This window comes from Salinibacterium sp. ZJ70 (genome assembly GCF_011751865.2).
Taxonomy (GTDB): Bacteria; Actinomycetota; Actinomycetes; order Actinomycetales; family Microbacteriaceae; genus Homoserinibacter.
On record NZ_CP061770.1, the window covers coordinates 144,754 to 169,701 of the forward strand.

General features: G+C 69.8%; 15 protein-coding genes. 10 read left to right on the top strand and 5 right to left on the bottom strand.

What is annotated here, in order from left to right; all coding sequences use genetic code 11:
* The first annotated feature begins 18 nt into the window (after window positions 1-18).
* Both yczR and HCR12_RS00760 read left to right on the top strand, forming a co-directional pair.
* On the top strand, window positions 19-1,440 hold the full coding sequence (gene yczR / locus HCR12_RS00755) for a MocR-like transcription factor YczR (RefSeq protein WP_166868488.1): 1,422 nt from the start codon (window positions 19-21) through the stop codon (window positions 1,438-1,440).
* Window positions 1,441-1,570: 130 nt separating this feature from the next.
* Window positions 1,571-4,687, top strand: a complete 3,117-nt coding sequence (locus tag HCR12_RS00760; protein ID WP_166868490.1) for an efflux RND transporter permease subunit — start codon at window positions 1,571-1,573, stop codon at window positions 4,685-4,687.
* Window positions 4,688-4,689: 2 nt separating this feature from the next.
* On the opposite strand, the gene HCR12_RS00765 is transcribed toward HCR12_RS00760, so the two are convergent.
* The gene (locus HCR12_RS00765) at window positions 4,690-5,703 is read right to left on the bottom strand and encodes an alpha/beta hydrolase (RefSeq protein ID WP_166868492.1); all 1,014 of its coding nucleotides are present in this window, start codon (window positions 5,701-5,703) and stop codon (window positions 4,690-4,692) included.
* A gap of 261 nt (window positions 5,704-5,964) precedes the next feature.
* Between HCR12_RS00765 and HCR12_RS00770 the strand changes: the two genes are divergently transcribed.
* The 8 genes from HCR12_RS00770 to recQ all read left to right on the top strand — a co-directional run bounded on the left by HCR12_RS00770 (window position 5,965) and on the right by recQ (window position 20,271).
* Window positions 5,965-8,184 (top strand): DEAD/DEAH box helicase, encoded by a 2,220-nt coding sequence (locus HCR12_RS00770; protein WP_166868494.1) that lies wholly within the window; start codon window positions 5,965-5,967, stop codon window positions 8,182-8,184.
* 133 nt (window positions 8,185-8,317) lie between these two features.
* Complete coding sequence (locus HCR12_RS00775; protein ID WP_166868496.1) at window positions 8,318-9,262, top strand: hypothetical protein; 945 nt, start codon at window positions 8,318-8,320, stop codon at window positions 9,260-9,262.
* A gap of 184 nt (window positions 9,263-9,446) precedes the next feature.
* Window positions 9,447-10,409, top strand: a complete 963-nt coding sequence (locus HCR12_RS00780; protein ID WP_166868498.1) for a hypothetical protein — start codon at window positions 9,447-9,449, stop codon at window positions 10,407-10,409.
* Entirely contained in the window at window positions 10,409-11,956 is a 1,548-nt protein-coding gene (locus HCR12_RS00785; RefSeq protein ID WP_224763559.1) for a hypothetical protein, read from the top strand. Before HCR12_RS00780 ends, HCR12_RS00785 begins: the two co-directional genes overlap by 1 nt.
* Before the next feature lie 4 nt (window positions 11,957-11,960).
* Complete coding sequence (locus HCR12_RS00790; protein ID WP_166869015.1) at window positions 11,961-12,674, top strand: ABC transporter ATP-binding protein; 714 nt, start codon at window positions 11,961-11,963, stop codon at window positions 12,672-12,674.
* Window positions 12,671-13,984, top strand: coding sequence for an ABC transporter permease (locus HCR12_RS00795; protein WP_166868500.1), 1,314 nt, complete (start codon window positions 12,671-12,673; stop codon window positions 13,982-13,984). The genes HCR12_RS00790 and HCR12_RS00795 overlap by 4 nt, the downstream gene beginning before the upstream one ends.
* A gap of 169 nt (window positions 13,985-14,153) precedes the next feature.
* On the top strand, window positions 14,154-18,143 hold the full coding sequence (locus tag HCR12_RS00800; protein ID WP_166868501.1) for an ExeM/NucH family extracellular endonuclease: 3,990 nt from the start codon (window positions 14,154-14,156) through the stop codon (window positions 18,141-18,143).
* Window positions 18,144-18,456: 313 nt separating this feature from the next.
* Complete coding sequence (gene recQ, locus HCR12_RS00805; protein WP_166868503.1) at window positions 18,457-20,271, top strand: DNA helicase RecQ; 1,815 nt, start codon at window positions 18,457-18,459, stop codon at window positions 20,269-20,271.
* Window positions 20,272-20,297: 26 nt separating this feature from the next.
* On the opposite strand, the gene HCR12_RS00810 is transcribed toward recQ, so the two are convergent.
* The 4 genes from HCR12_RS00810 to HCR12_RS00825 are packed head-to-tail and all read right to left on the bottom strand — an operon-like array spanning window position 20,298 to window position 24,881.
* A complete protein-coding gene (locus tag HCR12_RS00810) occupies window positions 20,298-21,950 on the bottom strand; it encodes an amidohydrolase (RefSeq protein ID WP_166868505.1) in 1,653 nt (550 codons plus the stop codon).
* Between the two features lie 18 nt (window positions 21,951-21,968).
* A complete protein-coding gene (locus HCR12_RS00815) occupies window positions 21,969-22,820 on the bottom strand; it encodes an ABC transporter permease (protein ID WP_166868508.1) in 852 nt (283 codons plus the stop codon).
* Complete coding sequence (locus HCR12_RS00820) at window positions 22,817-23,707, bottom strand: ABC transporter permease (protein ID WP_166868510.1); 891 nt, start codon at window positions 23,705-23,707, stop codon at window positions 22,817-22,819. Before HCR12_RS00820 ends, HCR12_RS00815 begins: the two co-directional genes overlap by 4 nt.
* Window positions 23,700-24,881 carry a polyamine ABC transporter substrate-binding protein gene (locus HCR12_RS00825; protein WP_166868512.1) on the bottom strand — a complete coding sequence of 394 codons (1,182 nt, stop codon included), beginning with the start codon at window positions 24,879-24,881 and terminating at the stop codon, window positions 23,700-23,702. The genes HCR12_RS00820 and HCR12_RS00825 overlap by 8 nt, the downstream gene beginning before the upstream one ends.
* Window positions 24,882-24,948 lie beyond the last annotated feature (67 nt).

A 24,948-nucleotide genomic window follows, 5' to 3' on the forward strand; every position in this document is an offset into this window, starting at 1 on the left:
TCTGGCTATGCTGGCTGGATGAATTCGCTGTCGGCGCGCTCTTTGGCCTTGCTCATGGTCGATTGGCGCGGGTCCGGAACCCCGGCCTACCTCGCCCTCGCCGACCGCGTGCGCCTGCTCATCCTCGACGGCCGCATCCCCCTCGGCACGCGTCTCCCCGCCGAACGCGAACTGGCATCCCACCTCGGCCTCAGCCGCACCACCGTGTCGGCCGCGTACGGCGAGCTGCGTGAGACCGGATACCTCGAGAGCATCCGGGGATCCGGCAGCACCGCGCGCATCCCCACCGCGGGCAGCGCCGCCGACGACGACATCCTGATCGACGCGCCCCTCGACTTCTCGAAAGCCTCGCTGCCCTCGCTGCCCGTCGTCGCGCAGGCCGCGCAGGCCGCCGTCGACCGGCTTCCGAGCTTCCTCTCGGACAGCGGATTCGATCCGTTCGGCCTGCTTCTGCTGCGCCGCGCGATCGCCGACCGCTACACCGACCGTGGGCTCCCCACCGATCCCGATCAGCTCATGATCACGGTGGGCGCGCAGTCCGCCATCCACCTCGTGGCGCGCACCCTGCTCGCCCGCGGTGACCGCGCGATCGTCGAATCGCCCGGCTACCCGCACGCCTTCGAAGCGCTCAAGGCCGCGGGCGCACGACTCGTGCCCATCGCCGTCACGACCGACGACGGGTGGGATGCCGCCGGCCTCGAGCAGGCGTTCCAGCGCACGAGCCCCACGGTCGCCTACCTCATGCCCGAGTACCAGAACCCCACCGGCAAGACGATGGGGCTCGATCTGCGCGAGCGACTGCTGCACGTCGCGCATCGCGAAGGCACCACCCTCATCATCGACGAGACCATGACGGGTCTCGGCTTCGACGACCAGGAGCGCCTGCCGGTGTTCCCGGTGAACCGCGACGTCGTCGTCATCGGATCCGTCGGCAAGTCGATCTGGGGCGGTCTGCGCGTGGGGTGGATCCGCGCCGAGCGCGACCTCATCCAGCGCCTCGCGCGCGCCCGCTTCGTCAGCGACCTGGGCACGCCCGTGCTCGAGCAGCTCATCGTCGCCGAGATGGTGCCCGACTACGAGCAGATCCTCGCGGGGCGCCGCGCCTACCTCAAGCAGGGCCGCGATCACCTCGCCAAGCGACTGCGGGCGAGCATCCCCGAGTGGCACATGCCGCACGTCGAGGGCGGCATCGTCGCGTGGGTCAACATCGGAGCGCCCGTGAGCTCGCAGCTCGCGCTCGCCGCACGCAACGAAGGTCTCGTGATCGGAGCGGGCCCCCGCTTCGGCCTCGACGGCGTCTTCGAGCGGTTCCTGCGCATCCCGTTCGGTGCCCCGCCCGACCAGATCGATCGCGCCGTCGACGCGCTCGCGCGCGCCTGGTCGAGCGTCACGCACCACAACGTGCGCCTCCACGAGACCGACCTCGCGCACGTGGTCTGAGCCGCCAGCGGCATCCGCTGTCAGCGGATTCACGTCCCCGGCCTCGGAAGGCCTGAAATACTGACCCGGATGCGCACGGTGGAGTGCGCGCTCTTCGCCGCGTTCGCGGCGGCCGCACCCGAGGAGATCCGTGTCTCAGCTTTCCGTGTTCAGCCTGCGCAATCGCGCTCTCATCGCGCTGCTCACCGTCGTCGTCGCGATCTTCGGCGGCTACGCGCTCACCGCCCTGAAGATCGAGCTGTTCCCTTCGCTGACGCTCCCCAACGTCACGGTGGTGACGACGTATCCGGGCGCGAGCCCCGACGTCGTCGAGGAGTCGGTGTCGACCCCCATCGAGACCGCGCTTCAGGGCATCGAGGGCCTCGAAGAGACCTCGGCCACCTCGTCGGCCGGCGTCTCCACGGTGCAGGCGTCGTTCGTCTACGGAACCGACCTCACGCGCGCTGAGCAGAAGGTCGAGCTCGCGGTCGGACGCATCTCGTCGCAGCTGCCCGCGTCGGTCGACCCGCTGGTCGTCACGTTCTCGCTCAACGACTTCCCGATCGTGCAGCTCGCCGTCACGAGCGACCTCGAGCCCGCCGAGCTCGCGAACCGCCTCGAGACCCTCGCCGTGCCCGAGCTCGAGCAGGTCGATGGTGTCAGCTCCGCCGCCATCTACGGCGCCACCGGTCAGCGCATCACGATCACCCCGGACGCGGCGCTGCTCGCCGAGAACGAGCTCACCACCCAGGCCATCCGCGACGCGCTCGACGCGAACGGCACGCTGTTCGCCGCGGGCCAGATCGACGAGGACGGCAAGACCCTCACCGTGCAGGCGGGAACGCGCATCGCCTCGACCGAAGAGCTCGGCGCGCTGCCGCTGCCCGGCTCGGCACTCACGATCGCCGATGTGGCGACGGTGGAGATCACCGACAACCCCATCACGGGCATCTCGCGCGTCAACGGCGAGCCCTCGCTCACGCTCGCGATCACCAAGACCCCCGCGGGCAACACCGTCGAGGTGTCGCACGGCGTGACCGAGAAGCTCCCCGAGCTCGAGGCGGCGCTCGGCGGCAACACGACGTTCTCGGTCGTGTTCGACCAGGCGCCGTTCGTCGAGCACTCGATCGAGGCGCTGGCGACCGAGGGTCTGCTCGGTCTCGCCTTCGCCGTGATCGTGATCTTCCTGTTCCTCTTCTCGGTGCGTTCGACGCTCGTCGCCGCGATCTCGATCCCCGTGTCGGTGCTCATCACCTTCGTCGCGATGCTCGCCACCGGCTACTCGCTGAACGTGCTGACGCTCGGCGCGATCACGATCGCCATCGGACGCGTCGTCGACGACTCGATCGTCGTCATCGAGAACATCAAGCGCCATCTCGGCCTCGGAGCACCCAAGACCCAGGCGGTGCTCGTGGGCGTTCGCGAGGTCGCCGCCGCGATCACCGCGTCGACCGTCACGACGGCCGCCGTGTTCCTGCCGATCGCGCTTGTGGGCGGTCTCACGGGCGAGCTCTTCCGCCCGTTCGCGCTCACGGTCACGATCGCGCTCGCGTCGTCGCTGCTCGTCGCGCTCACGATCGTCCCGGTGCTCGCCTACTGGTTCCTCAAGGCCAAGCCCCACCACGCGCACAACGCGGCGGATGCCGACGCCCCGGACCCCGACGACCTCGAGGCCGAGCTCTCCAAGCCCGACCGCCTGCAGAAGTCGTACCTGCCCGTCATCCGCTGGACGGTCGCGCACCCCGCGATCACGCTGCTCTCGGCGCTCGTCGTGCTCGGCATCACGCTCGCGCTCGTGCCGCTCGTACCCACCAACTTCGTGGGCGATTCCGGCCAGAACACGCTCTCGGTGCGCCAGACGCTGCCCGCAGGCGCGAGCCTCACGGCGCGTGACGAGGCCGCCGCGAACCTCGAAGCGGCGCTCGCCGAGGTCGACGACGTCGAGACCGTGCAGGCCACGATCGGCTCGGCCGGCGGACTCAGCATCGCCCTCGGTTCCCTCTTCGGCGGTGCGGAGGCGAGCACGTTCTCCATCACCACCAAGGAGGGTGCCGATCAGGAGCGCATCCGCGCCGACGTCCAGGACGTGATCGACGAATTCGGCGACACCGCGGGCGAGATCACGGTCTCGTCGGGCGGCGCCGGCTTCTCGAGCGACATCGCGATCGAGATCACCGCGCCCGACGAGCAGACTCTGCGCGAGGCGACGGACGAGATCGTCACCGCGATGAAGGATCTCGACGTCACCCAGCAGGTCGAGTCGAACCTCTCGGCCACGCAGCCCTACCTCGCCATCCAGGTGGACCGCGCGAAGGCGGCTGCCGCAGGCCTCTCCGAGGCGGCCGTCGGCGGCATCGTCGCCGAGTCGATGCTCCCGGTGCCTGTCGGCTCGGTGGAGTTCGACGGCGACAGTCTCTCGATCTACATCGCGAACACCGCGAAGCCGCTCACGGTGCAGGAGCTGCGCGACTTCGTGCTGTTCCCGACGCCCGCGGGCGGCCTGCGTGTGAGCGATGTCGCGACGGTCGAGGAGGTCGACGGTCCCGCCTCGATCTCGACGCAGCGCGGCATCCGCACGGCGACCGTCTCGATCACTCCGTCGACCGCCGATGTCGGCACGGCCTCCGCGGCCGTGCTCGCCGAGCTCGACTCGCTCGAGCTGCCGGGCGGCGTCTCGGCGACGATCGGCGGAGTCACGAGCGACCAGGAGGACGCCTTCACGCAGCTCGGCATCGCGCTGCTCGCGGCCATCCTCATCGTCTACACGGTCATGGTGGCGACGTTCCGCAGCCTCCGCCAGCCGCTGCTGCTGCTCGTCTCGGTGCCGTTCGCGGCGACGGGCGCGATCCTGCTGCAGCTCGCCTCCGGCATCCCGCTGGGCGTCGCGTCGCTCATCGGCCTGCTCATGCTCATCGGCATCGTGGTGACGAACGCGATCGTGCTCATCGACCTCGTCAACCAGTATCGCGAGCGCGGGCTGGACGTGAACGAGGCGCTCGTGCACGGTGCGAGCCGACGACTCCGCCCGATCCTCATGACGGCGCTCGCGACCATCTTCGCGCTCGTGCCGATGGGACTCGGCCTCACCGGTCAGGGCGGGTTCATCTCACAGCCGCTCGCGATCGTCGTGATCGGCGGACTCATCTCCTCGACCGTGCTGACGCTCGTCGTGCTGCCGTCGCTCTACGCACTCGTCGAGGGTGCCAAGGAGCGCCGCGAGGCGAAGCGTGAGGCGAAGGCGGAGCCCGAGGCCATCCCGGCCGTCTGACCTCAGTCGCCGGTGCCGACGTCCGGACCCTCCGTGGGTCCGGCGTCGGCATCCGAGTTCGCGGGCTGCTGCGGCAGCTGGCGGAGTCCGAGCGTCACCTCGTAGAAGTCGAGGATGCGCTTCTTCAGGTCGGCGTCGATCATCGCGAGCGAGTGCATCCGGCCGCGGACGGTCACGAACGTGGTCTCCACCCCCGCGAGCCGCAGGGTCGAGACGAAGCGCTCTGCCTGCGCGAGCGGGATCCGCTCCTCGGTCGAGTGCACCACCATGAACGGCGGATCGCTGCGATCCACCCACGCCGTCGGCGATGCGACGACGGCCGCGGGGCACGGCGACTCCTCCGTGCAGCCGAGATAGGCGAGCTGCACCGGCACGAAGTCCTCGGTCGCCGCGAAGCCCGTGAGGTCGATGGGCGCAGAGAGCTCGACGACGGAAGCCACGCGCGCACCGTCGGTGACGGGCCCGGAGCCGCGCGTGCCGAGAAGCGCGACGAGGTTGCCCCCCGCGGAGCCGCCGAACGCGCCGATGCGCGTCGGATCGACCCCGAACCTCCGCTGCTGGGCGGGGTCGCGCAGCCACTCGACGGCTGCCGTCAGGTCGTCGATGGCGGCGGGGAAGGGATGCTCGGGTGCGAGCCGGTAGTCGACGCCGAAAGCCGGGTAACCGGAGCGCGCGAGCCACTGGCACACCGCACGCCACGCGATGTCGTTCTTCGAGCCGCGCGCCCAGCTGCCGCCGTGCACGACGATGATCGCCGCGCGGGGCGGGTCCGTCGCGGGATCGAAGTCGGGCGGAAGGCACGCGTCGAGCAGCTGCGACTGGCCCTCCGACGCGGTGTACTCGATGTCGCCGACGACGCGGATGCCCGGATCCGTGGCGAGTTCCGGGTTCGATGAGACCACCGCGCCGTCGACGCGCGTGGACTCCGAACCCGTCTGCGTGCACCCGCTCGCGAGCGCGACGATGACCGTGACGAGTCCGGCGGCGATCGACGCGCGGGCGGTGTGCGGGCGCATGGTTGCACTACCGTAACCGCGATTGTCGGGATTTTCTCGGGGGCTCCCGCTATGCTCGTCCAGTCGGCTCTCGACGAACCGCGATATCTGATCGCGTAATGCACCATGTAGGTCGAGCGGGCCGGATCACCAGCGCATCCGCTGGCGAGGATCTCCTTGAGGAAAACGGCCCCGGTCTGCGTATGTCCGGGTTCTCGTCGCACTGCCCTGTCCTGTCCGGGCGGCGTGGCGCACTCTCATGAATACCGGAAGTACACATCCATGCCTTACAACAGTTCTCGTGCGCCCCAGGGCGCCCCGAAGAAGTCCGCCCACAAGAAGGGCGGCCCCAGCCCCAAGCACCGCGGCTACAACGCCGAGGCCGCTGCCAGCGCCGGCAAGAAGCCGCGCTGGTCGAGCGAGCAGCGCGTGGCCAATGGTCACGGCTCCGAGCGCCCCCGCGGCCCGCGCAGCGAGGCCCCCGAGGGTCGTCCCAACTGGGAGCCCCGCGGCAAGGACGCCCGTGCGTCGGTCGAGCGCGCCCCCGCGGCCCGCAAGCGCGACAACGGCTACGGCGACCGCCCCGCGCGTTCGTACGACAACGACCGTCCCCGTCGCGACTTCACCGACCGCCCGCAGCGTTCGTTCGATGGTGACCGCGCGCCGCGTCGTGATGACCGTGCCCAGGGTGACCGTCCGCAGCGTTCGTACGGTGACCGTCCGCAGCGTTCGTTCGATGGTGACCGCGCGCCGCGTCGTGACTTCAACGACCGCCCGCAGCGTTCGTTCACCGACCGTCCGCAGCGTTCGTTCGATGGTGACCGTGCGCCGCGTCGGGATGACCGTGCCCAGGGTGACCGTCCGCAGCGTTCGTTCAACGACCGCCCGGCTCGCTCCTACGACGACCGCGCGCCGCGTCGTGACTTCAACGACCGCCCGCAGCGTTCGTTCACCGACCGTCCGCAGCGTTCATTCGATGGTGACCGTGCGCCGCGTCGGGATGACCGTGCCCAGGGTGACCGTCCGCAGCGTTCGTTCAACGACCGCCCGGCTCGCTCCTACGACGACCGCGCACCGCGTCGTGACTTCGGCGACCGCCCCCAGCGTTCGTTCGATGGCGACCGTCCCCGTCGTGACTTCAGCGACCGCGCACCCCGTCGCGACTTCGGCGACCGCGCACCCCGTCGCGACTTCAGCGACCGCGCACCCAGCCGTGACTTCGGCGACCGCGAGAACCGCGCCCCCCGCCCCCAGGTGGAGGACGTCGTTCTCGAGCGTCTCGAAGCGCAGTCGACCGTCGCGGCCGATGTCGAAGGCACCACCTTCGGCGACCTGGGCCTCGGCGACAACATCGTGCGCGCCCTCGCCGAGCTCGGCGCTGCCGCACCGTTCGCCATCCAGGCGGCGACCATCCCCGACGTGCTCTCGGGTGGCGACGTGCTCGGCCGTGGCCGCACCGGCTCCGGCAAGACCATCGCCTTCGGTGCGCCGCTCGTCGAGCGCCTCCTGCAGATGCAGGCGGGCGACAGCAAGCGCCGCGAGTTCGGCCGCGCCCCGCGTGCGCTGATCCTCGCCCCCACGCGTGAGCTCGCGCTGCAGATCGACCGCACCGTGCAGCCGATCGCCCGCAGCGTCGGACTCTTCACCACGCAGATCTACGGCGGCGTGCCCTACGCCCGCCAGCTGGGCGCACTCGAGCGCGGTGTCGACATCATCATCGGCACCCCCGGCCGCATCCAGGACCTCTCGGCGAACGGCCGACTCGACCTCTCCCAGGTCGTCATCACCGTTCTCGACGAGGCCGACCACATGTGCGAGCTGGGCTTCGCCGAGCCCGTCACCGAGATCCTCGACCGCACCGCGGCCGGCAGCCAGCGTCTGCTGTTCTCGGCGACCCTCGACAAGGGCGTCGCCGACATCGTCAACCGCTACCTCAAGGACCCCGCGGTCCACGAGGTCGCCGGTGAGGACCAGGCCAGCTCCACGATCGAGCACCGCGTGCTGCTGCTCGACCAGCGGGACAAGCAGGAGGTGCTCATCGAGCTCGCCTCCGGCCCCGGCAAGAAGCTCGTCTTCGCGCGCACCCGTGCGTTCGCGGAGCAGCTCGCCGACCTGCTCGACGAGGCCGGCATCCGTGCCGAGTCGATCCACGGCGACCTCAACCAGTCGCGCCGTCAGCGTGCGCTGGAGAAGTTCGCCAGCGGACGCGTCACGGCGCTCGTCGCGACCGACGTCGCCGCGCGCGGCATCCACGTCGACGACGTGGGCCTCGTCATCCAGGCGGATGCGCCGGACGAGTACAAGGCGTACCTGCACCGCGCCGGCCGTACGGGCCGTGCCGGAAAGGAAGGCCTCGTCGTCACCCTCGTGCCGCGCAACCGTCGTCGTCGCACGGAGGAGCTCCTCTCGCGCGCCGACATCGTGGCCGAGTGGACTGAGGTGCAGCCCGGTGACGAGCTCATCCAGCAGCTCTCCGAGCGTCAGGCTCCGTCCGCCGAGTAACGACTCGCGCTGTGCGCCGAGAGGCCCCGCCCGCCGTCAGGTGCGCGGGGCCTCTCGCCTATCCGGAGCCGATCGCGGTCCGACGGGATAGTGTGAGGCTTCCCTCGCCCTCCCACCACGAAACGGGGCCTCCGTGGCTGCACGACTCGCCGCATCGCTGACCGCTGGGGCGGCTCTCGCCGCACTGCTCGCGGGATGCACGTCCGGACCGGGCAGCGCGCCCGCTGAGGAAGGCTCTCCGCTGGAGAGGATGTTCGAGCAGATCTGGGGCATGGATGTGGCGCCCGAGGAACGCGAGAGGCTGTGGCAGCTGCAGGCGGCTGAGACTCAGGAGTACGTGGCGACCTGCATGCAGAAGCAGGGCTTCGAGTATGTGCCGAACGTCGGCGAGGGTTTCGTGGAGGTGAGGCCCGAGGACTGGCGACCCGACGATCGATCCTGGGTGTCCGAGTACGGGTACGGCATCGTGAAGGTGCCGGGCGGCGGCGACGAGCACCTCGCCAGCGAGCCTGCCGTCGATCCGAACGCCGACTACCTGGCGAGCCTCAGCGAGTCCGAGCGCGCCGCGTACGACGACGTGCTCTACGGCGCGCTGCAGGTGGATCCCGGTGACTGGCAGAGCGACGACGCGGGGTGCTTCGGCTGGGCGCAGAGGCAGCTCGGAACGGCGCCGACGTTCGACCTCTGGGAGACGGCGGAGTGGCAGGCGCTGCTCGAGAAGACGGGTGAACTCAACCGCTCGGTGAATGAGCACCCCAGCATCCGCGAGGTGCATGACGACTGGTCGGCGTGCATGGCCGATGCGGGGCTTGTGTTCGAGAGGCCCGCGGATGCATCGGAGCCGATCTACGAGGCACTCGACGAGTATCACGCGAGCCATTCCGACCCGAGCTCGACGGATCCTGAGCTCGCGGCGATCGCGGAGCGCGAGGTCGAGCTCGCGCTCGCCGACCTCGACTGCCGCGAGTCCACCGACTTCGCGGACCGCGTGCGCCCCATCCGCTACGAGCTCGAGGCGGCGTTCGTCGCCGAGCATCAGGACGAGATCGACGCGGTGCTCCTGCTCCTCGCCGAGTGAGCCCGCGGGGGTGATCGGTTCACCCTCGCGGACGATGCGGGCGGGTAGTCGATGATGCGGCCGCAGAGGTGCAGCGAGCGATCGGAATCATCCTCACGGCTGATAGGCGCGGCGCTTCTGCCGCGCTACCGTGACGGAACCCCTTCGATCCGCCGTTCGCGGCTGACCCCCTGAGGAGACCACCATGAGCGCACGCCGCTCCTCCGTCGTCATCGCCGCGGTCGCGGCTGCCGCCCTGCTTGCCGGATGCTCCGGCCCGGGCGGAGGGCCCTCCGCTGACGAGAAGTCGCCCATCGAGAAGGTGCTCGAACAGCTCTACGGCATGGACATGTCTCCGGAGGATCAGGAGAAGCAGTGGGCCGAGCAGAACGCGAAGACCGAGGAGCTCGTGTCCGAGTGCATGCAGAAGGAGGGCTTCGAGTACGTCCCGAACACGGACAACGGCGGCATCGTCGTCGGATCGGGAGAGGAGTGGAAGCCCGACGACCGTGAATGGGTGTCGCAGTACGGCTACGGTGCCGTCAACTGGCCGGGCCGGGATGAGCAGAACCAGGTCGACACCGAGTTCGTCGACCCCAACTCCGACTACGTGATGAGCCTCAGCGAATCCGAGCAGACCGCCTACTACGAGGTGCTCTACGGAACCCCCATCGAGAACCCTGACCCCGACGCCGAATACGAGTGGTCGTGGGAGGAGAACGGCTGCTACGGCTGGGCGCAGAACGAGCTCGGCGACGGCGACATGGAGCTCTGGAATTCCGAGGAGGCGCAGGCGTTCTTCGAGGCGTACGGAAAGTTCACGGAGAGCATGGAAGGCGACCCGCGCATGGTCGAGGCCAGCGCGGCGTGGGTGTCCTGCATGTCGGACGCCGGCTACAGCGGCTTCTCGAAGCAGTACGACGCTCAGCAGTCGATCTACGACGAGCTCAACGCCTTCTACGAGAACCAGACCGAGTGGATCGAGGATGACCCGGCGCTCGACGCGATCGGCGAGAAGGAGATCGCGGTCGCTCTCGCCGACCTCGACTGCCGCGAGAAGACCGACTACAAGAAGCTCTCGCGCTCGGTGCAGTTCGAGCTCGAGGAGCAGTTCCTCGTCGAGCACAAGTCTGAAGTCGACGCCCTCCTCGCCCTCTCGAAGAAGTGATGTCCGAGATCGACACCGAGGTCGCGGAGGGCTCCGAGCCCGCGGCGGAGCGCCCGGCTGCGGGTGTGATGCGCATCTTCCGCGGCAACCGCACACTGTGGATCGTGGCGGCGGCGGCGGCACTCAGCCTCGTCGCGGGACTGCTGGTCGGACGCTTCGTGGTCTCGCCCGCGGATGCCGCGGCGGGTGCGCAGGCACCCGCGCCCGGCCTCATCACGGTCCCCGTGGAGTTCGGCGCCCTCAGCAACGACGTCACGATCCGCGCCGATGTGGGCTACGCGGATGCGGTCGATGTGACGCTCGACACGAGCGGCATCTCCGGTCCCGCGGTCGTCACGGGACAGGTGCCGAAGGTGGGCGACGAGCTCGGTCCGCTCTCGGTCGCGATGGAGGTCGCCGGCCGACCGGTGATCGTCCTGCCCGGGGAGCTGCCGTCGTACCGTTCGCTGCGCTTCGGCGTCTCGGGACCGGATGTGGTTCAGCTCAAGCAGGCGCTCGCCGCCGTCGGCATCGACCCTGGCGATGTGAACTCGAACCTGTTCGATGCCCGTCTCGCGGCGGCGATCGATCGTCTCTACGATGCTGTCGGCTATGCGCCTCCGGAGTCGCAGGAAGGTGCCGACGACGCGGTGCGCGCCGCCCAGGACGCCGTCCGTGGCGCCTCCCAGGCGATCACCAGTGCGCAGAAGGAGCTTCAGAACGCGCAGTCGGGCGCATCGGTCATCGAGATCGCGGAAGCCGACAACGCCGCATCGAGCGCCCAGCGGCAGCTCGATGCGGCGCTCGCGGAGGTTCCGCAGGACGCGCTGCAGGTCGCCGATCTGCGCGATGCGCTGCAGATCGCCCAGCTGCGCCGCGCGCAGCTCAACACCCCGCCCGACACATCAGCTGCCCAGGCCGCGCTGACCGCGGCGCGGGCCCAGCATTCGGACGCTGTGGCGGCACTGCAGTCTGCCCGGAACGGCGCGCTCACCACGCTCCCGGCGGGTGAGGTGCTCTTCCTGCAGCAGCTTCCGCGCCGTGTCGACGCCGTGAATGCGAGCCGCGGCACGATCCTGCAGGGCGTCGCGATGACGGTCTCGGGTGCCGAGCTGCGGCTCTCGGGCAGTGCCGCAGAGGCGGAGGCGCGCCTGCTGGAGGTGGGCGCGACCGCGACGTTCGAGGCGTCCGACGGCACCCAGCTGCAGGCGACGGTCTCGAAGGTGGAGGCCGGAAAGGCTGCGAGCGATCGCTGGACCGTGGAGCTCACCCCCGTCGACCTCACCCCCGATCAGTTCGCCGAACTGCAGGGGCGCAACGTGCGCGTCTCGATCCCGGTGGGGGCGACGGAGGGCGACGTGCTCTCGGTGCCGCTTGCGGCGCTGACCGCTGGACCGGGTGGGGAGTCGCGCATCGAGATCGTCACGGGCGATCCACGCGACGGCGAGAAGGCCGAGACGCGAGTCGTCGTCGTGGAGACGGGGCTCGCGGCCGGCGGCTACGTCGAGATCACGCCCGTCGGCGGCGACACCGTGGAGGAAGGCGACCTCGTTGTCGTCGGCAGCTGAGGCCCTGGCTGCGGACGAGCGGCTCGAGTCCGGCACGGATCCGGCAGTGCCGCTCGTCGAGCTCCGTGATGTGACGCGATCCTTCCCCGGTCCACCCGAAGTGCAGGCGCTCAAGGGGGTCAATCTGAAGATCCGCGCGGGCGATTACCTGTCGATCGTGGGGCCGAGCGGTTCGGGCAAATCCACGATGCTCAACATCCTGGGGCTGCTCGATCGCCCGAGCGTGGGCGAGTACCGCATCTCGGGTGCGCTCACGTCGGCGCTCACGGATGACGAGCGCGCGGCCGTGCGGGCCCGATTCCTGGGCTTCGTCTTCCAGTCGTTCCATCTCATGCCGCACCGCACCGTGCTCGACAACGTGCTCATGCCGATGCTCTACAGCGGCGTTCCTCGTGCCGAGCGCGTGGATCGGGCGCGCACAGCGCTCGAGAAGGTGGGCCTCGGCCACCGCATCTCGTTCCTGCCGTCCCACCTCTCCGGTGGTGAGCGGCAGCGCGTGGCTGTGGCGCGCGCCGTCGTCAGCTCCCCGCGGCTTCTGCTCGCGGATGAGCCCACGGGCAACCTCGACGCCCGCACCTCGGGCGACGTCATGGAGCTCTTCGAGGAACTCAACGCCGACGGGCTCGCGGTCGTCATCATCACGCACGATCGGGAGGTCGCCGAGCGTGCCCGCCGCCGGGTCCGCATCGCCGACGGCCGACTGAGGGAGCTCGCATGAAGCCCCGACTGCCGCGCCCCCCGCGGCTGCGGCTGCGCCCGCGGCGCCGTGCGGCCGTCGACACGACGGCGGGTGGGCTCGTCCCGCGTGTGCGGCACGCCGACCGCTTCACCGCCATCGACCTCGTCGCCGAGGCGACGACAGGCATCGGATCCCGGCCCACACGGCTCGTGATGACGACGATCGGCACGGTGCTCGGCATCGGCTCGCTCGTCGTCACGCTCGGCTTCGCGCAGACAGCGGCGGGGCAGATCGCGCGGCAGTTCGACGCCGTCTCCTCGACGCAGGTCGTCGTGAAGCCTGCGGAGACGCGCACGGGCAGCGGCTCGGTCGCGGTCGCGGCGCTCCCGTGGGACTCGCCTGCGCGCGCTGAGCGCCTTGCCGGCGTCGAGCGTGCGGGCCTCTACGCCGAGGTGCCGCTCGGCGAGAACACCATCACGGCCGTCCCCGTCAATGACCCCTCCGCGCCCACGCTCTCCTCGCCGCCGCTCGCCGCAGGCTCAGGCGGACTGCTCGAAGCGGTGCGCGGCAGCATCGTCACGGGGCGGTTCTTCGACGAGGGCCATGACGCCCGCGGCGACCGCGTCGCCGTGATCGGGGCCCGCGCGGCCGAGCGGCTGGGGATCAACCGCATCGACAGCCAGCCGTCGATCTTCATCGGCGGGATCGCGTACGCCGTGATCGGCATCGCCGACGACATGCAGCGGCTTGCGTCGCTGCGTGATTCGGTGATCATCCCGCTCGGCGCCGCACGCGCGGACTTCGCGCTCGCGGCACCCGGCGAGATGCAGGTGCGCATCATGACCGGTGCTGGCCCGCAGCTGCGTGATCAGCTGGGACTCGCGCTCTCGCCCGGCGCACCCGACACGATCGAGGTGGCCGCGCCGTCCGGAAAGTCGGAGCTCGGCGAGAACGTGCAGACTGACGTCAACATCGTCTTCCTCGTGCTCGGCGCCATCGCGCTCCTCGCGGGCGGACTCGGCATCGCGAACGTCACGATGCTCTCGGTCATGGAGCGCACGGGCGAGATCGGTCTGCGGCGGGCGCTCGGTGCCACCAGGCGCCAGATCGGATCGCAGTTCGTGGTCGAATCGGTCGTCATCGGCCTGCTCGGCGGACTCATCGGCGCATCGCTCGGCGTCTTCGCGGTGGTGGGGGTGTCGCTCGTGCAGCAGTGGACGCCCGTGATCGACCCGTGGATGGCGATCGGATCGCCCGTGCTCGGCGCGATCGTCGGGCTCGCGGCAGGCTGGTTCCCTGCGCGCCGCGCGGCCCGCATCGAGCCCGTGGATGCACTGCGCGGCGCGTGACGCACGCCGCCCCGACGCGCGCGCTGCGCAGATGAGCAGCGGATGAACAGTGCGGTGCGCATCGGATTCAGGGCTTGTGCACAGCCAGCTTTCATATAAGGGTGGGTCTACCCCCTAATGGGGGGTTCTTATGGACAACGTCGTCCACCGAACAACGGAGAACCCTCGTATGACAGCTCTCACCCGGCAGCGCGCGCACCGACCCCGGCGCACCCTGGCATCCGTCGCATCAGCTGCGGCAGCGTCCCTCGCACTCACCGCCCTCGCCGCCGCTCCCGCGGTCGCCGCCGAGGTCACCCACACGATCGCCGAGGTGCAGGGCACCGACGCCGCGACCCCCCTCAGCGGGCAGGTCGTCACCGTCGAAGGCGTCGTCACCGGCTACTACGCGGCCCCCTCCAACTACCGGGGCCTGTACCTGCAGACCGCGGGATCCGGCGGCGACGTCGACGCGACGCCCGGTGCGAGCGACGGCATCTTCGTCTACGTCAACAACGCGTACCCGCAGGTCGCCGTCGGCGACCTCGTGCGCGTCACGGGCGTCGCGGGCGAGAACAACGGGCAGACCCAGATCACCTCGACCGACACGGCCGCTTTCGAGACCATTCAGGTTGCCGCCGGGCTCCCGGCGGCGACACCGCTCCCCGACAGCGTCGTCGGCGGAGCGCGTGAAGCCTTCGAAGGCATGCTCGTGCAGCCGACCGGCGACTACCGCCTCGCGTCCAGTCACGAGCTGTTCAGCTTCGGCTCCCTGTGGCTCGCCGCCGGCGGCGAGCTCGTGAAGTCGACGGAGGTCGCGGATGCTGGTGCAGAAGCGGATGCGATCGCGGCCGCCAACCTCGCGCGCCGGCTGATCGTCGACGACGGCTACAGCATCCGCGTCGACAACTCACAGCACGTCGGCCAGCAGCCGTACTTCACCGCGGACACGGTCGTCCGGGGCGGCGACCGGTTCGTGGCGCCCGAGAAGCCGATGATCCTCGGCTACGGTTTCGACGCGTGGCGGCTTCAGCCGCAGGTGCCGATCACGGATGCGAGTGACGCGAGCTACAAGCCGACGTTCGAGACGCTCAACCCGCGCCCGGCGACCGCCCCCGAGGTGGGCGGTGACGTGCAGTTCGGCAGCTTCAACGTCTTCAACTACTTCACGACCTTCGGCGGTCAGGCGCGCGGCGCGGCCAATGCCGAGCAGTTCGCCAAGCAGAAGGCCAAGATCGTCGCGGCGATCAACGGCCTCGGCGCGGACGTCGTGGCGCTGCAGGAGATCGAGAACTCGATCGAGCTCGGCGAGCCCTCGGATGAGGCGCTCGCGGACCTCGTCGCGGGCCTCAACGCGGCGGCGGGCGCGGGCACCTGGGACTACGTGCGCACCCCCGCGGCGCTGCAGACCCCCGGCGCCGAGGACATCATCATGACGGCGATCATCTTCAAGCCGTCCGTGGTCGAGCCGGTGGGCGACAGCTTCGCCGACGTCGACCCGACGTGGGACATCGCCCGCACCCCCATCGCGCAGACCTTCGAGCTCGGCACGGGCCGCCTCATCACGGTCGTCGTGAACCACCTCAAGTCGAAGACGCCGCCCTCGGGAAACACGGCACCCGAGCCGGCCGACGGCCAGGGCTTCTTCAACGCGGAGCGCGTCGCACAGGCGCAGCGTCTCGTGGGCTTCGTGAACGCGATCGCGGCCGATCCGGCCAAGAGCTCCGACGTCATCCTGATGGGCGACTTCAACGCGTACAGCGAGGAGGACCCGATCCAGGTGTTCCGTGAGGCGGGTCTCGTCGACCTCGTCGCCGACCGCACCGATGGGCAGTACACCTACACGTTCAACGGCGAGCTCGGCTCGCTCGACCACGCGCTCGTCACCGGATCGCTCGCGCAGTCGATCACGGGCGTCGGCGTCTGGGGCATCAACTCGCCCGAGTGGAGCGACCGCGGCTACGCGTTCGGGGCCACAGACGGCACGAGCCCCTACCGCTCGAGCGATCACGACCCGATCCTCGTCGGGGTCTCCGCCGACCGCGAGCCGGTCACGATCGACGTGCTCAGCATCAACGACTTCCACGGGCGCCTCGAGGCGGCCGCGGGGGTCGGCGGTGCCGCGGTGCTCGGCGGCATGGTGCGCAGCTACGAGGCGGCCAACCCCAACACGCTCTTCGTGGGTGCGGGCGACCTCATCGGCGCCTCCACGTTCACCTCGTTCATCCAGAACGACCAGCCCACCATCGACGCCCTCAATGCGATCGGGCTCGACGCGAGCGCCTTCGGCAACCACGAGTTCGATCAGGGTCGAGCGGATGTCGACGGCCGCATCCTGCAGGAGGCCGAGTGGCCGTATCTCGCGGCGAACCTCTATGACCGCGCGACGGGCCAGCCGGCCTACCAGGAGTACGAGCTGCGCACCTTCCAGGGGGTGACGATCGGCTTCATCGGTGCGGTCACCGAGGATCTGCCGAGCCTTGTGAGCCCCGACGGCATCGCGAGCCTCGACGTGCGCGAGGTCGTACCCGAGGTGAACCGCGTGGCTGATCAGCTCTCCGACGGGGACGCCGCCAACGGCGAAGCCGACGTGCTCGTGCTGCTCGTGCACGAGGGTGCGGCGACGACAGACATCTCGTCGGCGACCGACGGCTCCGACTTCGGTCGGCTCGTCACCGGTGCGAGCGCCGAGATCGACATGATCGTCTCGGGGCACACGCACCTCGCGTACGACCACGACGTGCCGATCGCCGGCACCGACCGCACGCGTCCCGTCCTCTCGGCGGGTCAGTACGGGGCGATGTACGCGCACTCGCAGGTCGTGTTCGACCCCGAGACGGGCGAGGTGTCGATCGAATCGACGCTGCACGACCTCCCGGGCGCCTTCCCGCCCGACCCCGAGGTGGCGCAGATCGTGGCGGACGCGGTGGAGGTCGCCCGTGAGCTCGGCAACGTGTCGCTCGGCTCGATCACGCAGGACATCCCGCGCGGTGCGACGGCGGCGGGTGCGGAGAATCGCGGCAGCGAGTCGCCGCTCGCGAACCTCATCGCCGACGCCCAGCTCGCAGCCACGGCCGATCTCGGCACGCAGATCGCGATCATGAACCCGGGCGGTGTCCGGGGAAGCCTGATCTACGCGTCGAGCGGCGCGCACGATCCGGACGGCAACGTCACGTACGCAGAGGCGGCGGCGATCCAGCCGTTCGCGAACACGCTCGTGACGACCAACCTCACGGGCGCGCAGCTGAAGGCGGTGCTCGAGCAGCAATGGCAGCCGGCGGGAGAGCCGCGGCCGTTCCTGAAGCTCGCGTTCTCGGACGGCTTCGAGGTCGTGACGGATCCGGATCGGCCGCAGGGCGAGCGCATCATCGCGATGTCGTTCCAGGGCGAGCCGGTGCTGCCGGATCAGACCTTCAAGATCGTGACGAACTCGTTCCTCGCGGCGGGTGGCGACGCCTTCACCGCCTTCGCGGGGGGCACGGGCACGGTCGACTCGGGTCGCATCGACCTCGATGCGTTCGTCGCCTACATCGGCGACAACTCGCCGGTGACACCGAGGCTCGAGCAGCGCGCGGTGTCGGCGACGCTCACCCCGCCGGCGAACGGCACCGCCTACCAGCCGGGCGAGCAGGTCACCGCGCAGCTGCGGGGCCTCGCGTTCAGTGCGGGCGGCCCGACGACGGGCGACGCGGCGATCCTCTCCGGCGACGAGGTGCTCGGCACGGCGCCGATGATGTTCGAGATCACCGATGTGTTCGACAACCAGGGCCAGGCGACCATCAGCTTCGCGATTCCGTCGGGGGTCTCGGGCACGGTGCCGCTCACGATCACGGGCCCGGGTGGCACGGCGATCGACCTGCCCATCGAGGTCGCGCAGGTCGCGCCCCCGGTGCGGGTCGGCACCGACACGAGCGCCTCGGCACCGCTGCTGTCGTTCGGCGGCAAGGTCACCTACAACGTCAAGGTGACGACGGACGACCGGTCGAAGCCGGTCGGAACGGTCACCATCCGCGACGGGCTCAAGGTGATCGCGACGGTCGATGTGACGGCCGCCGACAACGGGAAGCTCGCGGTGAAGCTGCCGAAGCTCTCCCGAGGGATCCACCTGCTGACGGCGCAGTTCGCTGGTGATGGGTTCCGCAGCTCGCTCAGCTGGCCCTCGATCGTCATCGTGATCTAGCGGCAGATGCACGACGGTCCGCGGCGCCGTGGGGCACCGCGGACCGTCTCCGCGGTGCGAGCCGCTGGCCTGGGGTTCTCAAAGGCGCGAGGCCCACCGCCCCCCGACGGTGGGCCCCGCTCCGGACTTCCCCCCAGATGTCCGGTTACCTTGCTTTGAAGGTAACGACACTGGACAGTGTCCGGAATGTCCCCGAACGGGGGACAGCTGATGTGGAGCGAGTCCTCCGGGTTGCCTGGGTTTCCGGGGGGCCGGGTGACCAGACCTGTCCACTCTCGGGGTACACGTCGGCGGCGCCCAGTAGCGTGGACGCATGCCCACAGCCCCCGACGTGCTGCACCGTGTCTTCGGCTACTCCGAATTCCGGGGCGACCAGGCGGCCATCATCGACCAGGTGGTGTCGGGCGGCGACGCCGTCGTGCTCATGCCGACCGGCGGAGGCAAATCGCTCTGCTACCAGATCCCCGCGCTCGTGCGGCCGGGAACGGGCGTCGTCATCTCGCCGCTCATCGCCCTCATGCAGGATCAGGTCGACGCCCTCGACGCGCTCGGCGTGCGCGCCGCGTTCCTCAACTCCACCCAGGACTCCGGCACCCGGCGCCTCGTCGAGTCGCAGCTCGCGGCCGGCGAGATCGACATCCTGTATCTCGCGCCCGAGCGGCTCAAGCTCGACTCGGCGCGCGAACTGCTCGACCGCCTCGACATCTCGGTCTTCGCCATCGACGAGGCGCACTGTGTCTCGCAGTGGGGGCACGACTTCCGCCCCGACTATCTCGGGCTCTCGATCCTCCACGAACGCTGGCCGAGCGTGCCCCGCATCGCTCTCACCGCCACCGCGACCGACGCCACCCGCCGCGAGATCGTCGAACGGCTCGGGCTCCAGGAGGCGAAGAAGTTCGTCTCGAGCTTCGACCGACCCAACATCCAGTACCGCATCGAGCCGAAGAACCAGCCGCTGCAGCAGCTGCTGCAGCTCATCCGCACCGAGCACCCGGGGGACGCGGGCATCGTCTACTGCCTCTCGCGCGCCTCCGTCGAGAAGACGGCCGAGGCGCTCGTGGGTGCCGGCATCCAGGCGCTGCCGTACCACGCGGGGCTCGACGCGAGCGTGCGCGCCCGCAATCAGGCGCGCTTCCTGCGCGACGACGGCATCGTCATGGTCGCCACGATCGCGTTCGGCATGGGCATCGACAAGCCTGATGTGCGCTTCGTCGCCCACCTCGATCTGCCCAAGTCCGTCGAGGGCTACTACCAGGAGACCGGGCGTGCGGGGCGTGACGGACTGCCCTCGACCGCGTGGCTCGCCTACGGCCTGCAGGATGTCGTGCAGCAGCGGCGCATGATCCAGGAGTCCGAGGGCGACGCCGCGTTCAAGCGCCGCGCCTCACAGCACCTCGACGCGATGCTCGCGCTGTGCGAGACGGTCGAGTGCCGTCGCGTGCAGCTGCTGAACTACTTCGGGCAGGAGTCCGGCCCGTGCGGCAACTGCGACACGTGCCTCAACCCTCCGGAGGCGTGGGACGGCACCGTGCCCGCCCAGAAGCTGCTCTCGACGATCGTGCGCCTGCAGCGCGAACGCAATCAGCGATTCGGCGCCGGTCACCTCATCGACATCCTCCTCGGGCGCGAGACGGATCGCGTGCGCAGCCAGCGCCACGACGAGCTGCGCACCTTCGGCATCGGCACGGAGATCAGCGAGCAGGAGTGGCGCGGTGTCGTGCGGCAGCTGCTCGCGCAGGGCCTCCTCGCCGTCAACTCGGACGGCTACGGCACGCTCGTCATCACCGAGGCCTCCGCTGCGGTGCTCGACGGCTCGCGTCCCGTGAAGCTGCGGCGGGAGCCCGAGAAGGTCGCGAAGACCGCGAAGCGCAAGGCAGGGGCCGAGCTCCCCGAGACGGCGCAGCCGCTCTTCGAGGCGCTGCGCGCGTGGCGCGCGGATGTGGCCCGCGAGCAGGGTGTGCCCGCCTACATCGTCTTCGGCGACGCGACGCTGCGCGGCATCGCCCTCACCGAGCCGACGAGCATCGAACAGCTCGGCGAGATCTCGGGCGTCGGCGAGAAGAAGCTCGAGGCCTACGGCGAGGCCGTGCTCGCGGTCGTCGCGAACGCGGCCGCCGCCCCCGCGTAGCCGTCTCGGCGGTTGCCCGGGGGCAACTAGGCGTCAGGCGCCGCGTAGACGCGCGCTCCGTCCACGAAGGTCTGCAGCACGCGCGTCGCGCCGATCTGGTCGGCCGGGCCATCGAACGGGTCGCGGTCGAGCACCACGAGGTCGGCGAGCTTGCCCACCTCGATCGTGCCCGTGTCGTGGTCGCGGTGATTCACCCACGCCGAGCCCGCCGTGTAGGCCGTGAGCGAGGTGGCGAGGTCGATCGCCTGGTGCGGCAGGAACGGCTCGTAGTCGCCGTCTTCGTGACCGGGCGCCGCCGTGCGGTTGACGGCGGTGTGGATCGCGGCGAGCGGATCAGGGGTCGAGACCGACCAGTCGCTTCCCGCCGCGAGCACCGCGCCCGCGCGCTGCAGGTCGCCGAAGGGGTACTGCCAGGCGCTGCGCTGCTCGCCGAGGAACGGCAGCGTCAGCTCGATCATCTGCGGTTCGAGCGTCGCCCAGTACGACTGCATGTTCGCGGCCACGCCGAGAGTGCGGAAGCGGGGAACGTCATCCGGGTGGATCACCTGGATGTGCGCGATGTGGTGCCGGTTGTCCCACCTCCCGTTCCGTTCGATCGAGCGCTCGACGGCGTCGAGGCACTGCCGCACCGCGCGGTCGCCGATCGCATGGAAGTGCACCTGGAATCCGAGCTCGTCGAGCTGCGGCACCGCCTCGTTCAGGATCTCGGGCGGCACGAACGAGATGCCGGAGTTGTCGGTGGGGTGCCCGTGGCCGTCGTGATACGCCTCGAGCATCGCGGCGGTGAAGTTCTCGGCTACGCCGTCCTGCATGATCTTGATGCTCGTCGCCGAGAACCGTGCGCTGCGGTATGCGGCTCGCTTCTCGACGAGCGAGGGGATCTGCTCGAGGCCCTGCGTGCGGTCCCACCACAGCGCCCCGACGACACGGCCGGTGAGCAGGCCCTCGCGATCGGCGCGCACGTAGGTGGGGCCGCCGTCGATGAGGTCGGCGTAGGCGCCGATGATGGCGTCCTGCCACGACGTGATCCCGTAGGAGTGCAGGTGCTCCTGGCCGCGCAGCAGACCAGCCAGCATCTCGTCGTCGCTCGTCGGATCGAGCAGGCGGTCGACGAGCGACATCGCTCCTTCGTGGAGTGTGCCGGTGGGGTTGCCCGCCGCGTCGCGCTCGATGCGGCCGTCCGCAGGATCCGGGGTGCGGGCGTCGATGCCGGCGAGCTCGAGCGCGCGGGAGTTCACCCATGCGCCGTGCCCGTCCCGGTTCGTGAGGAAGACGGGTCGGTCGGACACCGCCCGATCGAGTGCGGCGGCGGTCGGCGTGCCGCCGGGGAACACCGACATCGACCACCCGCCGCCGAGGATCCACTCCGCGTCCGGATGCGCATCGGCGTACGAGGCGACGATCCGCACGTAGTCCTCCTCGGTGCGACCCGCGTTGAGGTCGCAGCGCAGCAGTTCGAGTCCGCCCGAGATGGGGTGCACGTGCGCGTCCTGGAAGCCGGGGACGAGCATCCGCCCCCTCAGATCGACGACCTCGGTCGCGGGGCCCACGAGGTCGTCGACATCGTGACCGACGGCCACGATGCGTCCGTCCGTCACCGCGACACTGTGGGTGAGCGAGCGGACGGTCGTGGCGGTGAACACGGAACCACCCGTGAAGACGAGATCGGCGTAGGTCATCGGCGGGTTCCCCTGGGGTCAGCTGCCCGCGATGGTGCGGGCGATATCGGTGGACGAGTCGCCCGAACGGCGCAGCACGACGGCGACGACGGCGAGGGCGACGAGGGTGAGCAGGAACATGATCGTGGAGACGGCGGCGATCTCGGGGCGCAGACCGCTGCGCAGCGCACTCAGCACGTACACGGGCCACGGGGTGGATCCCGAGACCTGCACGAACGACGACACGACGGTGTTGTCGAGGCTGAACGTGAACGACAGCAGCAGACCCGCGAGTACCGCGGGCATCGCGAGCGGCAGTGTCACCTTCCAGAAGGTGCGCAGCGGCGGCGCGTAGAGATCCGCTGACGCCTCCTCGAGGTTCGCGGGGAGCCCCACGAGCCGCGCCCGCACGATGTAGGTGACGACGGCGGTCGAGAACAGCGAGTGGCCGATCACGAGGCGCGTGGTGCCGTCGTTGAACAGCGGGATGCCGAGATCCTGGCCGAGGAACACGAGCCACGGCAGCAGCGAGATCGCGTCGACGATCTCGGGCGTGACCGACACGAGCACGAGCAGCCCGGTGAACCACCACGCCCACGGGCCCGGACGGCGGGCGAGCGCGATGCCGGCGAGCGTGCCGAGGAGAGTGGCGAGCAGTGCCGCGATGAAGCCGGTGCGCAGCGACACCATGACGGCGTCCGCGAGCACGGGCTTGTTCCAGAGGGCGAGGAACGGCTCGATGCCGAAGCCGTCGAACGACGAGAGCAGGCGTCCGGTGTTGAACGAGTAGACGACGATCACGATGATCGGGGCGAACAGGAACAGGAAGACGAGCGCCGCCCAGACCGGCAGCAGACGGTCGGTGAGGGAGACGCGAGCGCGGCGGGTCATGCGGGCACCTCATCGAGGACGAGACGGTGGGCGCGGCGGACGGGCATCGTGACGAGCCACAGGAGCGCCCCGACCGCCGCGGCAGAGAGCACGATCACGATGATGAGCGTCACCGCCATCGCCGATCCGAGCGCCCAGTTCTGCGCGGTCTGGAACTGGGCGGCCACCATCTGGCCCACCATGTTGCCCTTCGCGCCGCCGAGCACGGTCGCGGTGATGTAGTCGCCCATCAGCGGGATGTACACGAGCAGCGCGCCCACGATGACGCCCGGCATCGCGATCGGCAGGGTCACCCGGAACAGGGTGCGCCAGCGTCCCGCGCCGAGATCCCGCGACGCCTCCCGCAACGGCTCCCCGACCCGGTCGAACGCCACGAAGAGCGGCAGGATCATGAGCGGCAGGTAGTTGTAGACCACCCCCAGCAGCACCGCCTCCCGCGTGTACAGGATGTCGAACGCCGGCAGGCCGATCGCCTGCGCCATCTTCGACAGCCAGCCCTCGGGCGCGAGGATCACCTGCCACCCGATGGTGCGCACCAGGAAGTTCGTCCAGTACGGCACGAGCACGAGCGCCAGCAGCAGCCCGCGGCGATTCACGGGAGCTTTGACAGCCATCCAGTACGCGACGGGCGCACCGATGAGGAAGCACAGCGCCGTGCCCGTGAGGGCGATGCCCATCGTCGACAGGAACACCTGGAAGAAGGTGGGCGTGAGCACCTCGGCGTAGCGATCGAGCGACAGGATGTCGTTCGCGTGCGTGCCGAAGAGCCCCGGCTTGTAGCCGAAGCTGTACCAGAACACCACGCCGACCGGCGCGATGAAGAACACGACCAGCCACGCCCACGCGGGAATCGCGAGGGCGAAGCCGGGCGCGCGGAGCTTAGGCACCAGCGGCGGCCTTGAGCTTGTTCCAGATCTCGACGTTGCGCTCCTGCGCCTCGTTGATCTCGCCGTCCTTCATCGTCTCGAGCTGTTCGGGCGTGAAGAACACCATGTCGAGCAACTCGAGGCCGGCCTCCTCGGCCATCTGCTCGATGTTCGCGGAACCCGTGTGGTAGCCGATGTAGTCGATCTGTGCGATCGCGTATTCGGGGTCGAGCACGTAGTTCAGGAACGCGTGAGCGGCCTCCGGATGCGGGGCCGAGGCGAGCACAGCCCAGTTGTCCATCCAGAGCTCGGTCGTGGGCGAGCCGAGCACCCACTGCCAGCGGTCGGGGTCGGGGGACTCCATGATGCCGAGGCGCGCGTCGCCGTTCCAGACCTGCATGAGCGCCATCGTCGCCTGCGGGATCGCGGCGCCGCCCGGGTACGAGTCGAACGCGGCGAGGTGGGGTGCGAGCTCGGTGAGCAGGTACTCCTCCGCGGCGTCGATGTGGGCAGGGTCGGTGGTGTCCCAGTCGATCCCGTTGGCCCAGTAGTAGATGCCGGTGATCTCGACCGGGTCGTCGAGCACGCTCGTGCGGCCGCTCGCCTCGTTCTTCGCGGCGTCGAGGAAGTCGTTCCAGGTCTTCAGCTCGCGCGTGATGACCGTCTTGTCGTAGACGAATCCGGTGGTGCCCCACGCCTTGCAGATCGAGTAGTCGTTGCTCGGATCCCAATCGCGGCTCAGATAGGCGGGGTCCATGTGCTCGAGGTTGGGGATGAGGTCCTTGTTGAGCTTGAGCAGGAGGCCGTTCTCGATGAGCTGCGGGATGAAGACGCCGGTCGGCACGATGATGTCGTAGCCCGAGGTGCCCTTGGCGGCGACGAGCTTGGCGATCATCTCCTCGTTCGAGCCGTACGAGTCGAGCACGATGCGCGGACCCTGGCCGCTGGTGAAGCCTTCGAGCACCTCTGGGGCGTCGTAGTCGCCCCAGGTGTAGATCGAGAGGGTGTCCTCGAGTGCGCCGCCGGTGGCCTGGGCGCCCGGCTTCGCTCCGCCTTCGGGCGTGCACGCGGCGAGCAGGGCGACGGTGCCGGCACCGGCCGCGACGCTCAGGAAGCCGCGGCGCGAGAGCTCCCGCGAGACGATCGGCACGGAGGCCCGGCTGGCCAGGATGCGGACATCGTTCGGACGTTCCATGTTTCGTCTCCTCGGAGGATGGTGGTGCGCTGCGGTCGGGTGTGTCGGTTCGGTCTTTCGGTGGGGG